Raw genomic sequence first — 22,481 nt, forward strand, 5'->3', positions numbered from 1 at the left:
TTTCTTTTCTGCTGAAGAAACGATCATCCGGCGTTCACTTGCCCGTTTCTATAACCGACTGTATTAATTGACCTGTTGGGGGCACACATGAAGAAACTCAAATCAAAAATCAAACTGCTCGGGTATTCCTTGCTGGCAAGTGCCAGTGCGATGCTGACGCTGAACTCAGCATCATATGCGGCAGGGCAAGACCTGATCGTTATTGCGGCACCATCCATCAGCGACACCTATGATGACCCGGAGTATGCGGAGCTCTTTCAGGGCATCGTGGACTTCGACATTGCCTACGCAAACGCTGTTTATGGAAACGATGAAGTGCGGATCGTCGTGGATGCACAGACCCGGCCTTACTTTGCAGGCAAGGTGCCGGAGGAAATCATCATCAATGACTATCTCCCACACATCTGGCGCGGGACTACACCGTCATCAACCCAAGCAAACCGGTTCAGTTCCGTTATACACCCGTCACGTTTGAAGGCGATCAGACCGTTGCTGATGAAATGCAGGATGGCTTCAACGCATTTGCAACTGCGAGGGGCCTGAAGTTCGGCAAGACAAAATACATGCTGGATGGCGGCAACATCGTCGACAACCACGCAGGCCGCGTGATCACCACAACCCGTTTTCTGGAGGACAATGATCTTTCCTACGAAGACGGCAAGGCGGTGCTGAAAGAGCTGCTGAATGCGAAGGAAGTCGCGATCCTGCCACCGGATGAAGAGGTGATGGCGCACAGCGATGGCATGGTGATGTTTGCGGAAGAAAACACCCTTATCCTCAATCGCTATGATGAGCCAATGTACTCCGAGATTTTGGAGGAGCTGGAAACCTCATTCCCAGGTATCAAGATCGTAGATGTGGATGCCATGTGGGATGAGACTAATCCGTCCAGCGCGTGCGGTGTCAACGTCAATGCAGCTATGACCCGCAACTTCATCTACATGCCGCACTTTGGCGACAAAAACAGCGACAAGGTGATGAAGACCATTCAGGCCAACACCAGCAAGAAGGTCATTGCGGTGCCTGCCAACTCCGTGTGCAAACTCGGCGGTTCCGTCCGCTGCCTCACCCTGCAGCTGAAAGGCACAGCCGCACAGGCATTCTTGCAGAACTGAACGGCAAAACCCCGCCTCATGGGCCAAGGCGGGGTTTCTTCCAGGCAAGCGGCAACTTGCTAAGACAGCTGCCGCATTGCATGACTCAGAAAAGCTGTCCTAGTGCATCCAGAAGACCCAGCGTTGCGGTGAGCACCAGAAACCCACCGAGTCCCGGCACAATCCAGTTGAACACCTTGCTCTCATCGAAGACCTGAAGAGACAGCTGCCCCAGAAATCCGTAGACCATAAAGCAGATGAGTGCGATCAGGCCGATCGGCAAAAACACGGAGCTCAAGGCTCCGGCATTTGTGGCGATCTCACTGTTCACGAACTGAGGGAACAGTGCCACAAAGAACAGGATTGCCTTGGGATTGAAGAACGCAATCAAAAAACCGGTCTGAAATCCTTCGCTCGCCTTGGAAAGCTGCTTATCCGCCCCGTCCGTTTCCAGCTTAAAGCTACCGCCGTGGCGGATGAAGATGTATCCGATATAGGCGATGTAAAGCGCACCAACTGCTTGCACAGTCAGCAGAACGCGCGGTTCAAGTGACACCACTGAGCGAAAGGCAAAAAACGCAATCAGCGCCTGCCCCAGGGATGCGGTGACATTCCCCAAAGCAGGAGGAACGACACCGTTCACACCACCGCGGGCTCCCTCTGTAAAAGCAAGGGCCATGCTGGGGCCGGGGATAATCGAGACAGAAAAAATCGCGATGCAATACAGGATGAGTTGGTCGACACTCATTTAAATTCTTTCAGTAACATTCTGACGGTTGTTCGCGGTGTTGTCGGAATTGATCACACCGCTATGGATCGCCTCACCAATTTTGAAACCTTCATGGATGTACTCATCAATGACTTTCTGGCCCTCTTCTTTTTTAAGAAGCCGAACGATGTGGCCCATGAACACCTCCCCTAATATGGAAAGACGGTAGTCCTCATCGCTCTCGATAACCAGAGCTTCATCAATCAGGTCCTGCAATGTGGAGAGCTGGGATGCATTAACATCCCCATCTTCGATCATTGCGTGAAGCCTGTCTTTTTTCAAGCCTTGATAGAACAACGGGAACGTCCATAGGGACATATCCTTCTGGTGATGCAATGCCGACTTTCTCAGGTTGAAGCCGAACTCACCATTGCCAATGGCAGCCTTCCAGTGATTGATATCGACGGTGTTCTCAAATCGCACGCCCGGGGCGGAGCCAATGGCCTGCGCACCTGCTGCGATCAGGAAGGTATCGTAATGTGCCGCACCAATGCACTCATTGCCTGGAAGATGATCCAGAACTGTTTGGTCAACCGAGGCCCGGTCTACATAGGTGTTGGTCCCCCGGCGCACCCAGCCCGCTTGTTGCAAGGTGCTGTAAGAATGAAGCCGCATCACCGCCTGCTCTTTATGCGTTGGCACATGCGGCACCTTTTCCCCTTTCACATCAGCAACCAGAGAAGGGGCAGCGCCGGGCGTTAGCAGATAGGAGCTGACGGCATTGATGACCGGGTGTTTCAGAGCATAGCTTAGATCTGCTTCCACATCGGCCAGTGTTTGCCCCGGTAAGCCGGTGATGAAATCAGCATTCACGATCGGGATTTGCCCGGCAACATACTCGCAGAGTTCTTCCACTTTTCGCATGGAACGCGGCAGGCGCACATTGGCTCTGATCTGCGGATTGATGCTTTGCACACCGAAGCTGAGTTTGGTCACCTTGTGGGCGATCAGCTCATCCAGAAAGTCCGGCTTGGTTGTCGAGGGGGCACATTCAATGGCGATCTCGGTGTTGTCATCAATCCCGTCCAGCCCGTGCACATGAGACAGGAGCTTGCCAATCTGGCCGCGTACAAGATCCGGACTGCCTCCACCGATGTGGACGGACCGAATACGCTTTTGCCCATAGGCGGGTGTGATCTGCAGGATCTTATCGAGCTGTTTGATCAAAAGCGCGATGTACTCACGCGCGTCAGCAAAATCTAACGTATTGCCTCCAGAAAATGCACAAAATGAGCATTTCTGCGCGCAGTATGGAATATGGAGGTACAACTGAAAGGTCGTCTGCTCCGTTACCGGGGCAGAGGCGATTGAATGCACGACCTCCGCTTCACTCAACTTCTTGCTGTCCGCCACCATCCAGTAGTCGATCGTGTTCCGCGCCATGTAGTGGAAACGGGTATTTAAAAGACTTTCATCACCTTTACGAAGATCAACCATTCATCACCCAATACTTAGATCAGAAGTTTCGGGTGAGATCCTATTAACGCAGAGGCATATAAAGCAATTATACGAGATATATTATACAGTGAAATAAACTAAACCCCGAAATGACTTAGGAGACACAGAAGAGAACGTAAATCACTAAATAAAAACAAAACTCAAATAAGCAATATGCCTAATATTATTAATAATAGGAGAGCATCGCCGAGCGGACATTTCTAAGCTCATGGCACCTTAGTTACTGGAATGAAACGAAGTGCGACTGCTAAGACTATAAGATCAAAGATCGCGGAATGGGCAATTCAGCGAATGTCGCCAAAGCAAGGAGTATCCGACAGCTGAGAAATGCTTTGGTGTTTCCCAAAAGCGGAACTCGTCACATCCAAACTGAAGACCTACATTCTCCAAAAATCTTCATTTGACAGAAAATGCGCCGATCACCGGACCCAAAAACACGGTGTGTCTTGTGGCTACTCAGCGCCCATCTTTCTGGCGATCACCAGTTGCCCGGTGATTGGGTTACCGTGTTCAAGCCGGATTATCATTTCAGTGCGATCAAGCAGCTCCAGATTGTTTTGCTTGAGCAGGCGCTGGATGTAGTCCAGTGAGTGGGCGTAGCGACAGTGCTTGCCCATTAGGTAGGACTGGCCGTTGAAGTTTTCTTCCGGCTGAACCTCATTTGAGAAAAGAAAGATACCATCAGGCGTCATGCTGCCAGCAATGTGCGAGAACATCTCATCCAATGTACCGTTGTACGGAATAACATCAGTTGAGACGACGAGATCCCAAGGCTCAGTGCGGTTTGCCTTGAGGAACCGCGTGATCTCTTCTTCGTGCAAGACATCGTAGAGCTCTTTCTCTCTCGCTTTCTCAAGCATCTCTGCAGAAAGATCCAAACCAGTTTTGTGAGTGACTTGCTCTTTCAGCACCTCACAGCAAAGGCCGGTCCCACAACCAAGATCCAGCATGCGTTTGAAAGGGCCGAGCCCGAGCGCAGCAAATCTTTCGCCCACTTTCTCTGGAATGGCATACTTCAGGTTTTCCAGAAGACGTTGATCGTAGGTTCCGGACATCTGGCCAAACAGCGACAGAATGTGGGCTTCGGGCATACTGCTAGGCACATCTCTTTTACCAATGGCTGCCAGATGGAGGGCGGCGCCTATGCTGTCTTCGGGGTCATTGCGCAGCATCTGCTCAAAAGCTTCTGCGGCTTCATCGTATTTGCCTGAGGCTTCCAGATCCAATGCATTGTTGAGCTCAAAAAAGTCAGAAATAATATCTGCAACGGGATTAAAGTGATTGTTATCGCCAATATCATTGCCCATGGCTTACGCCTCATGATTTCAGGTGAGCGCAGTTGGCCATAAAACACTTAAGGAGCCACCCCTGCAGTCTGGCTGATCTTCCGAAAACTGTAATCAGTCTGTTGAGAGGTCTTGTTAAAAGGCAAAGAAAAACCCCGCCTCACGAGGAAGCGGGGTTCTCAAGAACAGAAGCTGGGTCAGCTTAGCCGAGGATCTTGCCCAGGTTCATGGCAACCATCTTGTCACCGCCAATCTTGATCTTGCCCATCATCACCGCAGTCATCGGGTTGACGGAACCATCCACCAAGCCTTTGAAGGTCTTTGCAGAACAAGAGATTGTGCAATCTGCCTCTGCTTCTTCTGCGCGCGCACCGTTTTCATCAACGATGATGGAGCCCTCATCCTTGATGTTGAGCGCGATAGACTTTGACATATCGACGCCATCAAGCTTGTCGTTGATTCCGGATACGATCTTCTGGATGAATTCGGACATCTGATCCTCTGGCTGTTTTTCTGTTTCGGGAGGGCAAACCCTCCAAATTATTTCAGCTACTTAACCACTATCTGTGGCGATAACAAGCGCCTCAAAGGTCTAGTATACGTAAACTGCTAGACCAATTCGTCATAGTGCCATGCAATATGGTCCTGCATAAAGGACGCAATGCAGTAGTAGCTGTGATCATATCCGCCGTGCATCCGCAGGGTCAGATCAACGCCTTCATCCCGGCAAGCTTTCTCAAAGACCCAAGGTTTCAGCTGCTCTTCCAGGAAGCCATCCGCAGAACCCTGATCAATCAGAATACGGCCTTTCCAGCCTCGGGACTTAACCAACTCACACGCATCATAGTTTGCCCAAGTGGAGCGATCGTCACCCAGATAACCGGAGAACGCCTTCTCACCCCATGGGCAGTTGATTGGGTTCACAATCGGCGCAAAGGCGGAAACGCTTTTGAACAGGCCCGGATTTTTCATCGCAAGGGTCAACGCACCATGACCGCCCATGGAGTGGCCGGTGATGCCCAGAGCGCTCAGGTCAATCGGGAAGTGCTCTTCCAGAATCTCCGGCAGCTCCTGCGTGATGTACTCTTCCATGCGGTAGTGCTTGGCCCATGGCTCCTGCGTGGCGTTCAGGTAGAAGCCCGCGCTTTTGCCCATGTCCCAGCCGTCATCATCAGCCACATCATCACCGCGCGGGGATGTATCAGGTGCAACGATGATCATGCCCATCTCAGCCGCAGCGCGCTGGCTGCCTGCTTTGGTGACCATGTTCTCCCAGGTGCAGGTGAGACCGGAGAGGAACATCAGGCTTGGGCATTCTTCGCCGTTCAGCGCACGGCGCGGCAGAAACACGGCGAATTCCATTGGTGTGCCGGTGGACTTGCTGTCATGGCGGTAAACGCGCTGCTCGCCATCAAAACAGCGCCAGCTTTGGATCAGCTCAATCATAATAGCTCTCTTACAGCGCATTCCCGAAAAGCGGCTCCGGTTTTCGGAAAAGAATACGCATTAAAATGAAGGTCTAAGCAGAGCATACGTCCGCTTAGACCTTATCAATACGATAACCCGGAATAAGGCTTAAAACGTCACAACCGAACGGATGGACTTGCCTTCGTGCATCAGATCAAACGCCGTGTTGATCTCTTCCAGTGGCATGGTGTGGGTGATCATGTGGTCAATGTCGATCTTGCCATCCATGTACCAGTCCACGATCTTCGGCACATCCGTACGACCACGCGCACCACCAAATGCAGTGCCTCTCCAGGAGCGGCCAGTGACCAACTGGAATGGACGGGTGGAGATTTCCTGACCAGCACCAGCAACGCCGATGATGATGCTTTCACCCCAGCCTTTGTGACAGCACTCTAGTGCCTGACGCATGGTGGTTGGGTGGCCGATACACTCGAAGGAGTAATCCGCACCGCCGCCTGTCAGATCAACAAGGTAAGGCACCAGATCGCCTTCAACTTCCTTCGGGTTCACGAAGTCGGTCATGCCGTACTTTTCAGCCAGATCTTTCTTGGCTGGGTTCAGGTCCACGCCAACAATCTGGTCTGCACCGATCAGACGAAGGCCCTGCACAACGTTAAGGCCGATACCACCGAGGCCGAATACAACAGCCTTACAGCCCGGTTCTGCCTTTGCTGTGTTGATCACAGCACCAACGCCGGTGGTTACGCCGCAGCCGATGTAGCAGACCTTATCGAACGGAGCATCCTGACGGATCTTCGCAAGAGAGATCTCTGGCAGCACGGTGAAATTGGAGAAGGTGCTGGTGCCCATGTAGTGGTGAACTTTCTCACCATTGATGGAGAAACGGCTGGTGCCGTCCGGCATCACACCTGCGCCCTGTGTCGTGCGGATGGACTGACACAGGTTGGTTTTCGGGTTGAGGCAGTACTCACACTCGCGGCACTCTGGCGTGTAAAGCGGGATCACGTGATCACCCGGCTTCAGCGAGGTCACGCCTTTGCCAACTTCGCGCACGATGCCAGCGCCTTCGTGGCCTAAAATGGCTGGGAACAGACCCTCAGGGTCATCACCGGAAAGGGTGAAGGCATCCGTATGGCATACGCCAGTTGCCATAATTTCAACCAGAACCTCAAAGGGTTTCGGGCCTTCTAGCTGAACCGTTTCGATGGAAAGAGGGGCTCCGGCTTTATAAGCGACAGCGGCGCGTGTATCCATATTTTAAACCTATACGTCTTGTAATCGACCCACCGAAAATGGCAGGCCCTCCCCAAAGTTGTTAAATGCGGCGCACACCTCCCGCGTGTCACCACCAAACTTGCACCCACAACTTATAGCGCGCAAAGACGCGAATTGCATCAGCCAATTCAGGAGTTTTGCGTAGAGATGAAAGTTCCTAACAAACAACATTTTTGAGTGCACAGAGTGGACTTCATTGCGCGATTCAATCATTAGATTGTTGTTTTCAGGAGAAAATTATGAGTGGCCTGACCAAGGGTAAGATTCTCGAATTTTTGCAGGGCTATCCAGTTTACCTTCTGGCCCTGACGTTGGCTGGGGTCACCGCTTTTCTTGGCTTCTACCTGCTCGCCATCTTCCCGCCTATCGGCTTTGCGCTCCTTTACATCCTGCAGGACAGGATCCCGCTCACAACGTTCATCCCTTTCATCGTTGCTCCGCCATACCGGCTGCCATCGTCTTCTATCTCATCCTCAGAAAGACGCGACTAAGGCTCTCCATTCCAGCAGTCCTGTTCGCCTATCTGCCGGTAGCGGCATCGCCATCCTGCTTTTGCCTCTCATCGCCGCGCCATCGGTTACAAGGCTGGATGGCTTCCTGATTTTCTTGGCGCTCGCCTGCACCGTGGGTTACGCATTCGTCTATTGGCGGCGCATCCCTCAAGCACCTCACAATCCTAAAGCAGATACTTGATCGCGAGGATGATCCCGCCGAGGAGGAGGAGGGTCTCCGCGACGATGACGAACAGGTGTTGGTGGCCGAGGCTGACGAGAGTTTTCAGGGTGGTCATGACACCCAGAGCCGAGATCGCGATGACCAGGCACCAGGTGGACGCATCCACGAGGATCAGGCGTGGTGTCTCTGGTATCCAGCCTAGTGAGTTGACCACAACCAGAGCCGCAAAGCCAAATGCGAAGTAGGGGACAGGGGCTTTGGCCTCCAATGTCGCCGTCGTGGCCTTGCCTTTGGTATGCAGCCATTTGGCGGACCAGAGGGAGATGATGAAGATCACCGGCAGAAGCATCATCACCCGCATCAGCTTTACCACCGTCCCGATTTCTCCTGCGCTGTCCGACACCGCAAAACCAGCCCCGACTACCTGCGCCACATCATGAATGGTTGCGCCAAAGAAGATGCCAAGCTGCACATCGTTGAGGCCGAACATCTGGCCGATGCTGGGGTAAAGGATCATCGCAAGCGTGGAGAGGGCGGTGACGGCAATCACCGTAAACAGGGTGTTCTGCTCGTTCTCTTTGGAGCTGGGCAAGACTGAGGAAATCGCTAGTGCTGCGGAGGCTCCGCAGATACCAACAGCACCGCCAGTCAGAAGACCAAAGCTGGCGGAACGACCCAGTAAACGTGCCACAATGAGCCCAACAAACAGCATGGCGAGCACAGAAAGGATCACCAGCGCCAGTGTCTGCCAGCCCAGCTCAAGGATCTGCGCAAAGGAAACGCGTAGGCCCAGCAGGATCACACCCAGACGCAGCACCTTCTTGGCCGCAAAACTCAAACCTGCCTGACAATTACCGTCCTCATAAATGGAATGCACTGCCATACCGATAAGCAAGGCGTACAGCATCACAGGGCCGCCCTGATGCTCCGAGATGTAACGCGCGGCAATGGCGATCACTGTTGCGATGATGAGGCCGGGAATGATCTCTCGGCCCTCTTTCATCCATCTGGAGAAGAACGGGCCGGACCCTTCCGGCTGGTCTGGCAGGCTGGAATCGGCTGGCATGAAACGAACCCTTGCAATATCCCCGTGCCTCCAGTTGGAAACACGGGGAACAGCATAAGGATCCAGCATGGGGAAGTGGTTACGCCAGCCAAAGAAACAGCCACACCCCATGGCAATTCAGGGGTGTGACTTGCGTAAGTACACAGGCTTATTGCGTCTCGCTGGCCTCGGCGGGCTGAGCAGATCCACCAACAAGGCTGAGAGCCAGACCGGTGCAGGCGATGAACGCGGTAAGGGCGAGGATCAGCCAGCCGGTGTATTCAACGGAGGTCACGAGACCAACCAGCAGACCGGACAGCGGCAGGGTGAAGTTGTTGAACAGGATGATCACGCCAACAGTTTTGCCGTAGTCCTCTGGCGGAATAATCTTCTGCCGTGCACTGCGGATGTAGACATTGAACATGCTGTCGAAGCCAAGGATCACACAGTAGCCCAGCAGATAAATCCAGTAGTTGCTGGTGAACCCAGTGATTATACCGCCAATCACCAGTCCGCTGTAGGAGATGATGCCGATATGTGTCAGTTTAAGACGGCTCGCGCCAGTGATCAGCAAAACCGCAAAGGTCGCAATCGCCCCAACGGATTGCAGCAGGGCGTAGTATTCCTCTGACTGCTCATAGAGGCCAGTGACCATACTGGCGGACGTTGCCAGTGTAACGCCGAAGACCAGATTGACCAGCGCGGTGAGCGCCACGATACGCTTCAGACCTGGCAGATAAAACAGGTGGTTGAGCGCGGTGCGGAAAGGTTTGGTCCAATGTCCGTCCAGCGGCTTTGCCTCTTTCAGCTCCACATCACTCAGTCGGCGCCAGATGGAGATGAGGGCATCGGCACTGACAAACAGGGCACCTGACATAACCACCACAATTTCCCAGCCGAACAGATTGAACAGTGCGGCGGCAATCACAGGGCCAAGCACCACACAGATCTGGTCCACACTCTGCGCGTAGGACTGCACCTTGGTGAAAGCCACATCCTTAAAAATCTGCGGCAGCATCACTTCACGAGCCATGAACCCTTGCGTGGTGAGCACGCCGGAAAGCGCGGCAATGGCAACAATCCAGCCCACGTGAGGCATGAAGTACTGGCCAAGCAAACCAATGGCACACACGAGTGAGCGGCCCGCCTGCGAGATACGCACCAGCGTGACGGGAGAAAAACGGTCCGCCAGAATTCCGCAGACAGGAAAGCACAGGATACGCGGCAGCGTCTCAGCGGCAAAGGCAAGACCGGAAAGTGAGACACTGCCAGTGGTTTGGAAGACAACAAGAGGAACGACGAAAAGCAGCAGCTGGTCCCCCAAACGGGAACCGAACATGGAGCCAAAGAACAAAAAAACGGAGCTTTTCACTCTGTATTCCAGACATAATTGGATGAGGAAACGAACAGGGGTGCTCGCGGCACAAGGTGATCCGCTGAAGATCAGGGGAGGTGGGGTAAGGCCATCAGCCTAAGAAGATCAGCTTGCAGGTTGCGTCGGCGAGTTATTTTTGTGTGGCGACCTTGTTCTGAAGGTCATCAAGGAAAAGAGAAACAGCCTCCTTGTTCAGGCGAAAATACACCCAATTGCTGTTGCGCGTGGGCGTCACCAATCCGGCATTCACCAGCACCTTCATATGATTGGTCGCGGTGGGCTGAGAAATGCCGAGTTTTCGAGCAATTGCCCCCAAACACACACCGTGTTCAATCAGATCGCCATTCTTCTGCGGTGGAAAATGCGCCACAGGATCCTGAAGCCATTCCAGGATGGTCAATCTGTTCTCGTTGGCCAGTGTTTTAAGGATCTCAATCAAGCTCATGCACAAACTATATAGCCGATTCCCTATATAGCAATCCAGCAATATAGCTTATCAACTATATTCAAAATTCAGCCCAGAACGGTACCTGTCGCACTACGCACAACACCATTGAAACTGCGCAGAAAATGGAGTGTTATTGGCCTATTGCTCTTCACTGTTCTTTTTCAGAAAGCTCGTTCTGTGCCGTATCTTTCGCCAATTTTCACTCGCATGCTTGCTGCATTCCTCGCCATCTTCCTCTCAACAGCAGGGGCAACCGCAACACCGTTCTATCCGTTATCGTTGGAGCTGAAAGGAGAGGGGCATCCCATTGTCGTGCTCATTCATGGCAACGGAAGCAACGCCTCAGCGTGGAACAACATCGAACCGCAGATACGCAGCATGGGCGTGCAGACAGTCGTTTATGACCGTGTCATCCTTGATCCTCACCCGATGTGGGAAGGGGGATATGCGGTTGAACACGAGGCGAAAGATCTGATCACGGCTCTTTCCGACCTCGCAGATAATGCCCCCATCATTCTCGTCGCACATTCCTACGGCGGATACATCGCCAGTTTGCTGGTGGAAGAGCTGGAGAACGTGCAAGGCATCGTATTTGTCGATGCAGGCATCCCGCAGGATATGAGTGCGGAGCTGGTTGATTTCGTGTTGGCCGAATACACCCCACGCTTCGAAGCGCTTGAGAAAGCAGCGCCAGAGCTGGCGAAGACCGTCATCCCAGTCATCAAAGCCTATCCAGCCACAGCACAGCGCATGGGGTCTGTCACCATCCCTCAGCATCTGCCTGTCATCGACATTGTAGCTGAAACCTCATGGGTGAAGGATGCAAAGGTTGTCGCGCAGATGCGCAAGGCCCATGCGGATTTCACCGCCGCTTCCCCGAACCGCATCAGCGTTTTCGCAAAAGGCAGCGGGCACAACGTGATGCAGGATAAGCCGGAATATGTGATCGAGGCCATCAAACGGATAGTGGAACAGGTGAGGGGCAAATGAAACTCACCCACATCAACCTCGTTGCCCGCGACGCAAAGGCTCTGGCCGCGTTTTATGAGGCCGTGTTCCAATGCAAGCAAATGCGGCCAGCCAAAGTTCTGTCAGGTGAAAAGGTCTCCAAAGGGAACGGTCTGCCCAACTCCGAGATCCTCAGCATCTGGTTGACGTTCCCCGATTGCGGTACGCCGTTTCTGGAGTTGCACCAACATGCTGCAACCGAAGACAGAGGTGTTGCGCCTGTGAACGCCACTGGCTTTGGTCATCTTGCGTTTCAGACACCGGACCTCCACGCGTTGATCGCGAAAGTTCTTTCCGCTGGTGGCAGCAAGCAGGGGGAGGTCACGAACTTCGGAACCTCAGAAAGACCACACCTGATCTGCTATATGCGTGATCCTCAAGGCAACATTCTTGAGCTGGAGCAGCCGTATTGCACCCCGGAGGAGGATCAGCAGCAACCTTCTGATCACTGCCAATCAGCTTAGTTTCCCTGCGCCTAACCCGCTGGCACGAGAGCCAGTGCGCGGATTGGGCTCCCGGTGCCATTGGCAATCTTCAGCGGAGCTGCAATCAGGATAGCGCCTTTTGGCGGCAGCTTGTCCAGATTTGCAAGGCTGGCAAGGCCATAGCGGTTGGCTGCGTGAAGCAGGTTGTGTGCCGGATAAGGTGGCTCCATGCCACCAGCACATCCCGCATCCGTGCCGATACATTCATTACCCCAGCCAAGGATGCCCTTGGAGAGAAGATACTCGATGCAGTCCACGGTTGGCCCCGGCGAGTGCGGGCCGTTTTCGTCTACGTTGAGAAACTTCGCTTCATCCGTGTTGCGGTGATACCAGTCGCTGCGCATGACGACCCATTCACCGGCGTTGATCTCACCGTGTTCCGCCTCCCACTCTTTCACGCGGTCTGCTGTCAGCAGAAAATCTGCATTCTCAGCAGTCTCCGCAGAGCAGTCGATCACATTCACAGGTGCTACGAAATTTTGCGGTGATATGGTATCGGTATATCCATCTGCATAGTCTTTGCCGGTGATCCAGTGGTGCGGCGCATCAAAGTGTGTGCCTGAGTGTTCTCCCAGTTTCATCCAGTTCCAAGCGAAGAACGGACCATCCTCGTCATACTCGGAGATCTTATGGATCTCCACTTTCGGTGTGTTTTTGGCAAAGTCTGGCGGCAACTGCAAAATAGGCGTATCCGGCCCCAATCGGCCAGATAGGTCAATTACCTCCACATCTCCGGAAATCAATTTCGCGCCAAGGTCTTCCAATATGCTTTTGGTCAGCATCCCTCTTTCTCCCTCCCAGAAAGTGGTCGATCCTAAAGTGAGAAGCACACCGTCCCATGAGCCTCTCATGGAACTACGCTAACCAGATTTATATGTATATGCAAATATTATCAGGGATGCATGACGTACGAAGAGGGCAGGACCTGCACGCAAGGCACAGATATCCTTCACTAAATCCGTATCTCTTTTCAAGAAAGAGGACTGATTATCAGGAGGCAGCGTCGATCAGCGCTTTGGCGGCTTTCTTTGCTTCGCCTGCCGGGTCATCACTATTACCGAAATGGGCGGTGATGATCGCGCCTTCCTGCAGCATCAGCAGTTGGCGGGCCAGCGCTTCAGGGTTCTTCAGATGTGCTGCTTCCACCAGAGCCAGCACACCCTGATACATGGTGTTGCGCTGTTCAACGGTTTGCTGATGAATCGGGTGGTCCGGCTCCGGATACTCAGAGCTGGCCTTGATGAACATGCAGCTCTTGAACGTGTCTTCGCGAAACCACTCGCCCAGCACATCAAACAGAGCGAGCAACTGATCCTTTGGCTCGCTGGCAAGCTCGCAGACACGCTTCGTCGACCAATCGTGAAACTGCTGCTCGCGCAAACCAAGCGCAGCCAGGATTAGGTCTTCCTTGCTCTTGAAGTGCTTGTACATGGAGGTTTTGGAAATGCCGGATTCAGCGACCAGCATATCCATACCGGTGGCGTGAAACCCGTTTCTGTAGAAGGTTTCCATCGCCTTTTCTACGAGTTCATCCCGTTTATTTTTGCGCATACCAACCTCAAGGTTTACTGATCAGTACATATAACGAAATAAATATGGCCGAACAAGGGAATTCATTTTTATCGCGAAATCAAAGGGCTTCGTAAAAGCGAGTGATATGCATCACGCAGCTCGCAATTTGGTGAATTGACTAAATGAACAGATCGGTACACCTTGCTATCAGTAACTGTACCGATCAGTAAACAACAAGAGGCAACGAAAATGCTCAGTTTATCAATGCGCCCCATAACAGACGACGCTGCGGTAGCAAAAGTAAGAGCTGCGGAAGATGCGTGGAACTCACGCTGCCCGACAATTGTTGTCCGAAATGTTTCCCGCGATTGCCTGTGGCATGACCGGAATCAGACCATTGAAGGTCGGCCACAGATTATGGGTTTCCTTTCCGCCAAATGGAAAACCCAGCTCCATTATCGCCATATCAAAGAGCTTTGGAGCTTTAACAAAAACCGCTTCTCCATTCGCATCGTCAGCGAGTGGCGGACCATACACAACAAGTGGTTCCGCTCCTGCGGCAACGAGAACTGGGAGTTTGATGACAACGGTCTCATGAAGAAGCGGATCACGTGCATCACAGATACGGAAATCAACGAGAATGAGCGGCTCTTCGTCTGGCCCTTTGGTCGCCGCCCGGATAACCACCCCGGCCTTTCGGAGATGAACTTATAACGAGCTCCACAGGAGGAACGCGTCCATCCGCTTAGAGTGCCAAGCACGGCCCCATCGACTTGGCCTTCCAGAACACTGCGGACCTACCCCAGTTCCTCCAGCTCTCCCCAGAGCAGTGCGACGACTACTTCCTGCCCGAGGTAGTCGTCGCATTTTTTGTATCAGTCCCCATATGCAAGCATATTACTTCGTTTGTTGGGGGCTCCTATGCCAAAAGCTTTTGCTCAGATTGCCTTTACCTCTGCCGCTCAGATTTTCAGGACCGCTACGGAACCAAAGAGGCCTACGCCAGGTTTCTGGAAGGGGACGAGCTGAGCGGTCACACCATTGACCCGGACCATGCCACTTTCATTGAGAGCATGGACGGGTGTTATCTCTCAACTATTTCAGAGACCGGCTGGCCCTATGTGCAGTTTAAAGGTGGACCGCAAGGGTTTCTGAGGGTGCTGGATGACAGGCATTTTGCCTATGCAGATTATCGCGGCAACCGACAGTATCTGAGCGCCGGAAACATCTCCCAAAATGCCCGCGTATCCCTCATCCTCGTGAACTACGAGACGCAGGAAAGACTGAAGATCTGGGGGGAAGCTCGGATAGTGTCTTTGGATGAAGATCCTGACTTCGTGCTGGACTTGATGCCTCAAGATTACAAAGCCGAGCCGGAGCGGGCGATTATCATCAAAACTCTGGCGCTGGAGTGGGATTGCCCAAGGCACATTCCGAAGCGTACGACATCAAAATAACCAAAAACCACCCACCACCGCGGCTTCCACTCCGCAGTGGTGGGTCTTCGGCGATTGTTATGGACACACACATCGCCTACTAGGCTGGGTCGCGGCCAACCTTGGTTTTGGGGATCAGCCGGACTTGGTGCCCGTGATCCGGATTGTTGCATCGCTGCGCTCAAACACCTTTGGCGAGAGCGAGATGCCGAGGCCCGGCGCCGTTGGGGCCAGCAGATAGCCGTTTTCGAAAACAGGCAGACCTTCCATCAACTCACTGTACCAGCCGAAATAGAACGCCCGCACCATCTCCTGAACCAGCGCGTTCGGCAGGTTGATGGAAAGATGCACAGCAGCTGTCAGAAGGCCCGGACCGGTGCAATCATGCGGCGCAACAGGCAACTCGTAGGTTTCGGCCATGGTGGCGATTTTCTTGGCTTCGGTCAGACCACCACACCAGCCAATATCCAGCATGCAGACATCCGTTGCGCGCTTCTCAAACAGCTCGCGGAACGACCAACGGGTGGCGAGGTTCTCGCTGGCGGTGACCCATGTGTCGGCACGGCGGGCGTACTCGGCCAGCGCGTCCACGTTGGTCATCTTGATCGGATCTTCCAGCCAGAACACGTTGTAAGGCTTCAATGCGCGTGCGATCTTCTCGGCCATAGGCAGGTTCCACACGCTGTGCAGCTCCACGTGAATGTCCATGGCGTCGCCCACAGCTTCGCGGATTTGCTTGAAGGGGCGCAGGCCTGCCTCCAGATCTTCCGGTGAAATGTAGGTGCCATTGGTTTTTACGGCGAACTGGTCAAACGGCCAGATCTTCATGCCGCGAAAACCCATATCCAGCAGACTTTTGGCCAGCGTGCCCGCGTCAGATAGGAACGCCTCCAGATCCTCGTATGGACCTTCCGCAACGGACTCAGTGCTCCAGTCCTCCGTGGTGTTGACCTGCTTGTCTTTCACATACTCGTAGCCCGCACAGGTGTTGTACGCGCGGATCTTATCGCGGCTTTTGCCACCCAACAGCTGATGCACCGGCACGCCGAGGGTTTTACCGGAAAGATCCCATAGGGCGATATCAATGGCAGAGGCGGCCCGCATTTCTGCGCCTGTGGAGTTGAAACCGCAGATGGGGTTGAGCAGCAAGCGGGAGATGGCGTCAATCTGGGTTGGATCACGGTCAATCAACTCATCTGCCAGTGTTTCATGGATAAATCCGCAAACCGCATCTGAGCCATAAAACGTTTCTCCCAGACCAAAACTGCCAGCATCTGTGTGCACACGCACCCAGGTTACATTGCGAAATTCTTTAAGATTGATGGTTTCAATGCCGGTGATTTTCATGGGGCTTCTCGAAAAAGGATCTAGGGATAAGGATGAGGTGCTCAATCGGAGGTGAGGCGGTCGCCTTCGTTCTGCATCACCACGTTGGCCAAGGAGTTCTCGCGGATCTCTTCGTTCAGATCACTCAGGTCAAGATCATAGGCCGCCCGGTCGATGATGCGCACGGAGGCTTTGCGGGCCGCTTCTGCATCCCGCAGGCGGATGGCTTCCAGCAGATGGCGGTGGCGTTCCAGACTGTCACTCAGCTCACTGGCTGCTTCTGTGGTTTTCTTGATCAGAACAAACACCGCAGGCATGGTGCTGCGTCCGATCTGCACCCAGACCAGATTGTGCGTCGCCTGATAGATCGCTTCATGAAACTGCGTATCATACTGCTGAAAGTGCTTGCCGCGATAGATCAGGTCGTCCTTCTGCATGGCTGCATACATGCCATTCCACGCCGCCTCGATCTTCATCAGATCTTTAGCCGTGGCACGGCGAGCTGCTTCCATGGCGATGAAGGGCTCAACAGATGTGCGGAAACGGAAAATCTCCCGGGCGAAGATGAGCGTGTTGCCGCCATACTGCGCAATCCATGTGGCCACTTGCGGGGAGAGGATGTTCCAGTCCTGATAATCTTTGACGCGGGTGCCGAAGCCGGAGATGCGTTCGATGATACCGTGGTTGGTGAAGGTGGCCAGCGCACTGCGCATGGTGGCACGGCTGACACCAAACTGTTCCGTCAGTTCCAGTTCCTTTGGCAGGAAGTCACCCGGTTTCAGTTCCGCCGAAAACAGCTGGCGAGCCAGTTCCTCGGTTATCTGATCTCGCAGATCCTGCGTGTATGTGGACACCATCGCACTTCAGCCTCATCAAAAGAGCAGATTGATAGGACTAGCCTAATCCATGTCTGACATACAATTAAATATGACTGAATACTTAGTTATCAACACGCATACCTGGATATAATTTAAGTTACCATGAGTTATTCTATGTTCGATAATTCAATATTTATAAATATAATTATTCCACATCACCTATAAATACTACTATCCTGCAACAACAGCCAATATCAACTTAAACAATCCAGACACCAACACATCCAGAGCATCAATTTCACTAATGCCATCAATTGCTTAATCTGCGCAGCAAAGCAGAAGAGGCGTGCCTGCACTCCAAACGGCATCATCGGCTGCAGGGCAAGCAAGGGCAGGGGTGTCACGGCATCCATCGTCTTCTGCTTGCAATGAAGCTGGAACACTACGGATGCCGTTTTCGTTTCAGATATCGCGCTCACACCGTTTGAAGAGAGGTGCTCTGGTCTGGATCACCATCAACCGCATCCCCCTGATCTCTCAGCCGTGCATTTTCTGGATCCCACAGCGGGCCATCGGGTTGAACAACGGCCTTGTGAGGCTTGCCGTAGATCTTGATGGTCAGCTCAGTCCCCGGTTCAGCCAGATCAGCGTGCACCACACCCAGCGCGATGGAGGCATTGATGCGGTAGCCCCAGCCGCCGGAGGTGACTTCCCCAACCATCTGATCTCCCTGCCAAATAGTGGACATATACGGTGCATCGCAGTCACCAGCCTCCACAATCATGGTCACGAAGCGACGCTTCACGCCTTCTGCTGCCTCCTTCAGCAACGCAGCTTTGCCGGGGAAGTTTTGCGGCTTGTTAAGCTTCACGAACCGGTCGAGCCCAGCCTCAAACAGCGTGTAGTCCGTTGAAAGGTCGCCTTTCCAGCTGCGGTAGCCTTTCTCCAGTCGTAAGGCATTGAGCGCATACATGCCGAAGGGCTTGGCACCAGAACCAAGGATCGCCTCATAGATTTCAGGCATATCCTCATTACTTGCGTGGATCTCCCAGCCCAACTCTCCAGCAAACGACACGCGTACCAGAAGCGCAGGCTTTCCAAGAACGGTTGCCTGCTGAAGGCTGAGCCAGCTGAGAGAGAGGTCCGCCTCTGTCATACCAGCAAGCAACTGACGGGACTGCGGGCCGGTGACAATCAGCGTGGTGACGTCCCGCGTCTGATCTTCCAATGACAATCCTTCCGGCAAGCGGGTATTGAGCAACTCGAAGTCGTGCCACTGGGCCAGAGCTGCGGTGATCAGCGTGAACTCGTCAGCCCCATGGCGCAGGATAGACATTTCTGTCAGCACCCGACCGCGCTCATCCGGGAAGTAGCCCAGTGTCATGCGACCAACCTTTGGCAGGCCACCAGCAATCTGCTCCCGCAGCCAATCAGCGGCACCGTCTCCAGAGAGCATAAACCTTGAAAACCCGGGCAGATCCAACACGCAACATAGTCGCGCACCGCTTCGCATTCTTCACGCACCCGCTGCTCCCACGGACCGGAGCGGGCCCAGGTTTGTGTCGCCTCTTCAGAGGTGTCATCGCCTGCTTTGGCAAACCAGTTGGCGCGCTCCCAGCCGTTGTAGGCGCCCATCTGTCCGCCAAGCTCCAACAGTTTGGTGTGGTTGGGAGAGAGTTTACGGTCTCGCCCTGCAGACCATTCGTGATGCGGGAAGTGCATGGCGTATTCGTGGCCGTAAACTTCCTTGGCCTTATCGATGCAATACTGCTTGTCGGTGTAATCGGTGTAGCGTCGTGGATCGACGGCCCACATATCCCACTCGGTCTGGCCGTTGACGATCCATTCCGCCGCCACCTTGCCCGCACCGCCGCCTTGCGCAATGCCGAAGGTGAAGGAATGCGCTTCAAACGCATTGGGCACGCCGGGCATGGGGCCAATCATGGGCAGTCCATCAGGGGCGTAAGGAATTGGCCCATTGATGTTGCGTTTCACCCCTTGCGTTCCCAGCAAAGGCACACGCGCCATTGCGTCTTCGATGTAAAACTCCAGCCGCTCCAGATCATCCGGATAAAGCTGAAAGCTGAAGTCCTCCGGCATCGGATCATCCGGTGTTGTCCATGCCGTCCGGCAGGCGCGCTCATACGGCCCCAGATTGAACCCGCCCGTTTCCTGCCGCAGATAGTAGGAGGTGTCCGGATCTCGCAGCATGGGCAGTTTGCGGCCATGTTGTTTGGTCCAGGCTTCCACTTCGGGAATCGCTTCCGTCATGAAGTACTGGTGGCTCATGGTGATGGTCGGTACGCTGCGCCCGCCATAGGGCTCAAACCATTCCCCCACACGGGCAGCATAATAGCCAGCCGCGTTCACCACATACTCGCAGCGGATCTCGCCTGCTTCGGTGCAAACGATCCATTCACCGTCCTCCCGGCGCATACCCGTGGCGGGCGTAAAGCGCAGGATGCGGGCACCCAGATCACGCGCACCTTTGGCAAGGGCCTGTGTCACCTGCGCAGGATCAATGTCGCCATCCAGCGGATCCCAGAGCCCGCCTTCCAGATCATGAACTTCCATAAAGGGAAAGTGCTGTTGCAGCTGGTCCGGGGTGCACATGTCCATGGTCAGGCCCATGTGTTCGGCCATGGCAGCCACGTGTTCAAACTCCATCATCCGTTCATGGCTATGTGCCAGCCGGATGGCGCCGGTCACGTGGTAGTTGATGGGGTAGTCGACTTCTTCCGCCAGCCCGCGATACAGCTCCAGTCCGTAGCGCTGCATGTTCATCACCGCGTAGCTGGTGGCGAAGTTGGGGCAGTTGCCTGCCGCATGCCAGGTGGACCCTGCCGTCAGCTCGTTCTTTTCCAAAAGAACGCAGTCGCTCCAGCCCATTTTGGCCAGATGATACAGCGTGGAAACGCCAACAACACCGCCGCCGATAATCACAACCCGCGCTGTATCCGGAATAGACATGCGCACTTCCTCCCAAAAACTATAAATCCATCAAGTAGTCCTCTCCCGCTTTTCTCTGTGAGGCGGGTATCATTCTTCTCTGAAATCGTATGCTGAAGCTGCGCCGGTCATCCGGCGCGGCTTTTAATAAACCGGCGGTGAAATCACCCAGATCGCAACCGCAGGCTCCGCGTAAGGGTTGGACCAGCGATAGGACGTTTCCTTGATGCGAAAGCTGTCGCCCGCTTCCACCGTGAACTTGTCCTCTCCGATCCACACATCCAACCTGCCGGAGACCATGTAGGCCACCTCCTGCGTTGGCCGCGTAATCGCCTCGCTGCGGTGCGAACCGGGCTGAAACGTAGAGTGGATCATCTCAAAACTGTCGGTCAGATCAGGAGAAACCAGCGTCTCCAGCAGGCCCTTGTCCCGCTCGCCGATCACACGGCGGTTGCCAGAGCGCACAACGCGGCCTTGCTCATTTTCCGGCGCCTCTGCATCTCCAAAGAACAGGGAGAGCTGAACACCAAACACCTGGGCAAACTGCTTCAAGTCCGTATGGCGGGGTGTGGACTTGTCGCGCTCCACCTGAGAGAGCCAGCCCACAGAGCGCCCCATCTTCTTCGCAGTCTCCTCCAGCGTCATCCCACGCGAGGTACGAAGCGCCTTCAGATCTTCTCCCAATGTACTGCCAACTGTCATGCTTCATGATTCCGTGAAATATTTCCTGATATTTTCACGAGGAACTATGAAATTTTCAACCATTTTTTCACGTAAGGTAACCCGATCGCTTGTGTCCTCAAGCAACCGACATCCATTAATTCCGCTCAATCAGCAACTTAGGGAATTTGGCCGCTTGCCTATATTAGGCGCTGCAAATATATCACTACCCTCTTATTTTTCAGGAGAGCGGTTCCGCTGCACAAACCAGTTCGCTAGGGTCAGCCAAAGCCATTTCTTTGATTTTTCTGCCGTTCAGCATGTCCGTGCTGGCCGGTTCATGTTCTGAATTGAGGCATTTATGCATAATTTAAGCGTTAACGTGGTCGGCGCCGGCATCACCGGAGCAATGATCGCGTACAAGCTCGCGCGTCTGGGTTTCAAGGTTACTTTGTTTGATGCAAACCATTGTGTAGGTGGAGATGTCTCTCGTACTTCCTTTGGCTGGATTGGCCACATCGCCAATGACCCCATTGATCATCCGGAGCTGTTCCCCCTGCTGACCGATGGCATGGCGCGCTACAAGACACTGAATGCTGAGTTTGATGGTGCTCTGTTTGGAGCCAACAACGGCGCCATCGTCTGGCGCGCAACACCGGAAGAAACGCAAGACCTGATTGACCGTCAACGGCAGGCAGGCACCCGCACGCGCCTCATGAGCAAGCAGGAACTTCAGGACCTTTTGCCCGCGCTCACCAATCCGCCAGAGTTTGCAGCCTATTCAGAAGACGATGTCTGCTGGTACCCGCCTAAAGTCATCGAAAAGCTGGTTGATGCTCTGACCCGTCTGGGCGGAGAGGTGGTGCTGAATAGCTCAGTGAGTGCACTGGATGTCACCGACCATAACTGCAACGGCATCCGCATGAATGACGAGGTCTTTGCCAGCGACTTCACCGTACTGGCAACGGGCGGTGCCAACGGCGGTCTAATCGCTCCGTATGAGCCGGACCACGGCCTTTACACCTCACCTGCCACCTATCTTGAGATCAGCGCAGAACTGCCGGAGTACACCCCCGTGCTGCTAACGCCGGATATCGAGATGCGTAGTCTGGGTCTCGGCAACTTCGCACTGGCCGAAGATCCACCCAAAACGAATGATCCCGCCGAGCTGGAGCGCATGGGCGCGCGGCTGGTGCAGGCCGTTAAAGACACTTTCACCAGCGCCGGTCAGGTGGAGCTGCTGTCCATTCAGGTCGGCCAGCGCCCCGCCAGCCATTCAACGGAGCCTCTGGCCCGCCCTATCAACGGCTTTACCAACGCCTTCGTCGCAGGCAGCCACCCCGGCGTCATCCTCGCCCCCCTCATCGCAGAGAAAATCTGCAGCCAGATCACAGAGCAGGCGCTGTCCCGCTCGGTGGTTTAGGGGCATAT

23 protein-coding genes and 1 pseudogene are annotated in these 22,481 nt (G+C 54.1%); 8 read left to right on the forward strand and 16 right to left on the reverse strand.

Features of this window, described 5'->3' with window-relative positions; all coding sequences use genetic code 11:
- Positions 1-87 precede the first annotated feature (87 nt).
- A complete protein-coding gene (locus tag JCM12308_RS29765; RefSeq protein ID WP_208978502.1) occupies positions 88-543 on the forward strand; it encodes a hypothetical protein in 456 nt (151 codons plus the stop codon).
- Complete coding sequence (locus tag JCM12308_RS29770; protein WP_208978503.1) at positions 501-1,115, forward strand: agmatine deiminase family protein; 615 nt, start codon at positions 501-503, stop codon at positions 1,113-1,115. The genes JCM12308_RS29765 and JCM12308_RS29770 overlap by 43 nt, the downstream gene beginning before the upstream one ends.
- An 85-nt stretch (positions 1,116-1,200) precedes the next feature.
- On the opposite strand, the gene JCM12308_RS12115 is transcribed toward JCM12308_RS29770, so the two are convergent.
- The 6 genes from JCM12308_RS12115 to JCM12308_RS12140 form a co-directional block, all read right to left on the reverse strand.
- Positions 1,201-1,842, reverse strand: a complete 642-nt coding sequence (locus tag JCM12308_RS12115; protein WP_054783890.1) for a LysE family translocator — start codon at positions 1,840-1,842, stop codon at positions 1,201-1,203.
- Positions 1,843-3,300 carry a radical SAM protein gene (locus tag JCM12308_RS12120; protein WP_083417262.1) on the reverse strand — a complete coding sequence of 486 codons (1,458 nt, stop codon included), beginning with the start codon at positions 3,298-3,300 and terminating at the stop codon, positions 1,843-1,845. It lies immediately after the preceding gene.
- A gap of 473 nt (positions 3,301-3,773) precedes the next feature.
- A complete protein-coding gene (locus tag JCM12308_RS12125) occupies positions 3,774-4,628 on the reverse strand; it encodes a methyltransferase domain-containing protein (protein WP_054783892.1) in 855 nt (284 codons plus the stop codon).
- Positions 4,629-4,809: 181 nt separating this feature from the next.
- The gene (locus tag JCM12308_RS12130) at positions 4,810-5,100 is read right to left on the reverse strand and encodes an SCP2 sterol-binding domain-containing protein (protein WP_014290134.1); all 291 of its coding nucleotides are present in this window, start codon (positions 5,098-5,100) and stop codon (positions 4,810-4,812) included.
- Between the two features lie 116 nt (positions 5,101-5,216).
- Complete coding sequence (gene fghA, locus JCM12308_RS12135) at positions 5,217-6,053, reverse strand: S-formylglutathione hydrolase (protein ID WP_054783893.1); 837 nt, start codon at positions 6,051-6,053, stop codon at positions 5,217-5,219.
- Positions 6,054-6,182: 129 nt separating this feature from the next.
- Entirely contained in the window at positions 6,183-7,292 is a 1,110-nt protein-coding gene (locus JCM12308_RS12140; RefSeq protein WP_008550872.1) for an S-(hydroxymethyl)glutathione dehydrogenase/class III alcohol dehydrogenase, read from the reverse strand.
- Between the two features lie 260 nt (positions 7,293-7,552).
- Between JCM12308_RS12140 and JCM12308_RS29775 the strand changes: the two genes are divergently transcribed.
- The gene (locus JCM12308_RS29775) at positions 7,553-7,804 is read left to right on the forward strand and encodes a hypothetical protein (RefSeq protein WP_208978504.1); all 252 of its coding nucleotides are present in this window, start codon (positions 7,553-7,555) and stop codon (positions 7,802-7,804) included.
- A gap of 185 nt (positions 7,805-7,989) precedes the next feature.
- Here the strand turns inward: JCM12308_RS29775 and JCM12308_RS12155 are convergent, their stop codons facing one another.
- From JCM12308_RS12155 to JCM12308_RS12165, 3 genes are all read right to left on the reverse strand, one after another.
- Positions 7,990-9,054, reverse strand: coding sequence for a YeiH family protein (locus JCM12308_RS12155; RefSeq protein WP_054783895.1), 1,065 nt, complete (start codon positions 9,052-9,054; stop codon positions 7,990-7,992).
- A gap of 148 nt (positions 9,055-9,202) precedes the next feature.
- On the reverse strand, positions 9,203-10,405 hold the full coding sequence (locus JCM12308_RS12160; RefSeq protein ID WP_054783896.1) for an MFS transporter: 1,203 nt from the start codon (positions 10,403-10,405) through the stop codon (positions 9,203-9,205).
- 133 nt (positions 10,406-10,538) lie between these two features.
- Positions 10,539-10,808: an ArsR/SmtB family transcription factor gene (locus JCM12308_RS12165; RefSeq protein ID WP_235861609.1), complete on the reverse strand. Its 270-nt coding sequence runs from the start codon at positions 10,806-10,808 to the stop codon at positions 10,539-10,541.
- Positions 10,809-11,063: 255 nt separating this feature from the next.
- Here JCM12308_RS12165 and JCM12308_RS12170 point away from each other — a divergent pair, with 255 nt between their 5' ends.
- Together JCM12308_RS12170 and JCM12308_RS12175 are read left to right on the forward strand one after the other, a co-directional pair.
- Positions 11,064-11,846 carry an alpha/beta fold hydrolase gene (locus JCM12308_RS12170; RefSeq protein WP_054784071.1) on the forward strand — a complete coding sequence of 261 codons (783 nt, stop codon included), beginning with the start codon at positions 11,064-11,066 and terminating at the stop codon, positions 11,844-11,846.
- Positions 11,843-12,328: a VOC family protein gene (locus JCM12308_RS12175; RefSeq protein ID WP_054783897.1), complete on the forward strand. Its 486-nt coding sequence runs from the start codon at positions 11,843-11,845 to the stop codon at positions 12,326-12,328. The genes JCM12308_RS12170 and JCM12308_RS12175 overlap by 4 nt, the downstream gene beginning before the upstream one ends.
- 11 nt (positions 12,329-12,339) lie before the next feature.
- Here the strand turns inward: JCM12308_RS12175 and JCM12308_RS12180 are convergent, their stop codons facing one another.
- Positions 12,340-13,131, reverse strand: coding sequence for a cyclase family protein (locus tag JCM12308_RS12180; RefSeq protein ID WP_008550932.1), 792 nt, complete (start codon positions 13,129-13,131; stop codon positions 12,340-12,342).
- Positions 13,132-13,339: 208 nt separating this feature from the next.
- Positions 13,340-13,900, reverse strand: coding sequence for a TetR/AcrR family transcriptional regulator (locus JCM12308_RS12185; protein ID WP_054783898.1), 561 nt, complete (start codon positions 13,898-13,900; stop codon positions 13,340-13,342).
- 210 nt (positions 13,901-14,110) lie between these two features.
- On the opposite strand from JCM12308_RS12185, the gene JCM12308_RS27785 reads away from it, so the two are divergent.
- Both JCM12308_RS27785 and JCM12308_RS12195 read left to right on the forward strand, forming a co-directional pair.
- Complete coding sequence (locus tag JCM12308_RS27785; RefSeq protein ID WP_008551119.1) at positions 14,111-14,575, forward strand: DUF1348 family protein; 465 nt, start codon at positions 14,111-14,113, stop codon at positions 14,573-14,575.
- A 59-nt stretch (positions 14,576-14,634) separates the two neighbouring features.
- Positions 14,635-15,318 (forward strand): pyridoxamine 5'-phosphate oxidase family protein, encoded by a 684-nt coding sequence (locus tag JCM12308_RS12195; RefSeq protein WP_054783900.1) that lies wholly within the window; start codon positions 14,635-14,637, stop codon positions 15,316-15,318.
- Positions 15,319-15,432: 114 nt separating this feature from the next.
- Here JCM12308_RS12195 and JCM12308_RS12200 read toward each other — a convergent pair whose 3' ends face one another.
- The 5 genes and pseudogenes from JCM12308_RS12200 to JCM12308_RS12220 form a co-directional block, all read right to left on the reverse strand.
- Positions 15,433-16,644, reverse strand: coding sequence for a mandelate racemase/muconate lactonizing enzyme family protein (locus tag JCM12308_RS12200; RefSeq protein ID WP_054783901.1), 1,212 nt, complete (start codon positions 16,642-16,644; stop codon positions 15,433-15,435).
- Positions 16,645-16,685: 41 nt separating this feature from the next.
- Complete coding sequence (locus JCM12308_RS12205) at positions 16,686-17,480, reverse strand: FadR/GntR family transcriptional regulator (protein ID WP_054783902.1); 795 nt, start codon at positions 17,478-17,480, stop codon at positions 16,686-16,688.
- 215 nt (positions 17,481-17,695) lie between these two features.
- Entirely contained in the window at positions 17,696-17,854 is a 159-nt protein-coding gene (locus JCM12308_RS28290; RefSeq protein WP_164845300.1) for a hypothetical protein, read from the reverse strand.
- 62 nt (positions 17,855-17,916) lie between these two features.
- Positions 17,917-20,411 (reverse strand): annotated as a pseudogene (locus JCM12308_RS12215) (GcvT family protein).
- Between the two features lie 123 nt (positions 20,412-20,534).
- Positions 20,535-21,092 (reverse strand): helix-turn-helix domain-containing protein, encoded by a 558-nt coding sequence (locus JCM12308_RS12220; protein WP_054783904.1) that lies wholly within the window; start codon positions 21,090-21,092, stop codon positions 20,535-20,537.
- 319 nt (positions 21,093-21,411) lie between these two features.
- Here JCM12308_RS12220 and JCM12308_RS12225 point away from each other — a divergent pair, with 319 nt between their 5' ends.
- Positions 21,412-22,473, forward strand: a complete 1,062-nt coding sequence (locus JCM12308_RS12225; RefSeq protein WP_054783905.1) for an NAD(P)/FAD-dependent oxidoreductase — start codon at positions 21,412-21,414, stop codon at positions 22,471-22,473.
- The last annotated feature ends 8 nt before the right edge of the window (positions 22,474-22,481 follow it).

This window comes from Pseudovibrio denitrificans JCM 12308 (genome assembly GCF_001310815.1).
Lineage (GTDB): Bacteria > Pseudomonadota > Alphaproteobacteria > Rhizobiales > Stappiaceae > Pseudovibrio > Pseudovibrio denitrificans.

Excerpts from the sequence above, each read along its gene's own strand:
- JCM12308_RS12220 (WP_054783904.1), bottom strand. The coding sequence starts at position 21,092 with ATGACAGTTGGCAGTACATTGGGAGAAGATCTGAAGGCGCTTCGTACC.
- JCM12308_RS28290 (WP_164845300.1), bottom strand. The coding sequence starts at position 17,854 with ATGGATGCCGTGACACCCCTGCCCTTGCTTGCCCTGCAGCCGATGATG.
- JCM12308_RS12200 (WP_054783901.1), bottom strand. The coding sequence starts at position 16,644 with ATGAAAATCACCGGCATTGAAACCATCAATCTTAAAGAATTTCGCAAT.
- JCM12308_RS12180 (WP_008550932.1), bottom strand. The coding sequence starts at position 13,131 with ATGCTGACCAAAAGCATATTGGAAGACCTTGGCGCGAAATTGATTTCC.
- JCM12308_RS29775 (WP_208978504.1), top strand. The coding sequence starts at position 7,553 with ATGAGTGGCCTGACCAAGGGTAAGATTCTCGAATTTTTGCAGGGCTAT.
- JCM12308_RS12205 (WP_054783902.1), bottom strand. The coding sequence starts at position 17,480 with ATGGTGTCCACATACACGCAGGATCTGCGAGATCAGATAACCGAGGAA.
- JCM12308_RS12115 (WP_054783890.1), bottom strand. The coding sequence starts at position 1,842 with ATGAGTGTCGACCAACTCATCCTGTATTGCATCGCGATTTTTTCTGTC.
- JCM12308_RS12185 (WP_054783898.1), bottom strand. The coding sequence starts at position 13,900 with ATGCGCAAAAATAAACGGGATGAACTCGTAGAAAAGGCGATGGAAACC.
- JCM12308_RS12170 (WP_054784071.1), top strand. The coding sequence starts at position 11,064 with ATGCTTGCTGCATTCCTCGCCATCTTCCTCTCAACAGCAGGGGCAACC.
- JCM12308_RS29765 (WP_208978502.1), top strand. The coding sequence starts at position 88 with ATGAAGAAACTCAAATCAAAAATCAAACTGCTCGGGTATTCCTTGCTG.
- JCM12308_RS12120 (WP_083417262.1), bottom strand. The coding sequence starts at position 3,300 with ATGGTTGATCTTCGTAAAGGTGATGAAAGTCTTTTAAATACCCGTTTC.
- JCM12308_RS12175 (WP_054783897.1), top strand. The coding sequence starts at position 11,843 with ATGAAACTCACCCACATCAACCTCGTTGCCCGCGACGCAAAGGCTCTG.
- JCM12308_RS12225 (WP_054783905.1), top strand. The coding sequence starts at position 21,412 with ATGCATAATTTAAGCGTTAACGTGGTCGGCGCCGGCATCACCGGAGCA.
- JCM12308_RS29770 (WP_208978503.1), top strand. The coding sequence starts at position 501 with ATGCAGGATGGCTTCAACGCATTTGCAACTGCGAGGGGCCTGAAGTTC.
- JCM12308_RS12155 (WP_054783895.1), bottom strand. The coding sequence starts at position 9,054 with ATGCCAGCCGATTCCAGCCTGCCAGACCAGCCGGAAGGGTCCGGCCCG.
- JCM12308_RS27785 (WP_008551119.1), top strand. The coding sequence starts at position 14,111 with ATGCTCAGTTTATCAATGCGCCCCATAACAGACGACGCTGCGGTAGCA.
- JCM12308_RS12140 (WP_008550872.1), bottom strand. The coding sequence starts at position 7,292 with ATGGATACACGCGCCGCTGTCGCTTATAAAGCCGGAGCCCCTCTTTCC.
- JCM12308_RS12125 (WP_054783892.1), bottom strand. The coding sequence starts at position 4,628 with ATGGGCAATGATATTGGCGATAACAATCACTTTAATCCCGTTGCAGAT.
- JCM12308_RS12130 (WP_014290134.1), bottom strand. The coding sequence starts at position 5,100 with ATGTCCGAATTCATCCAGAAGATCGTATCCGGAATCAACGACAAGCTT.
- fghA (WP_054783893.1), bottom strand. The coding sequence starts at position 6,053 with ATGATTGAGCTGATCCAAAGCTGGCGCTGTTTTGATGGCGAGCAGCGC.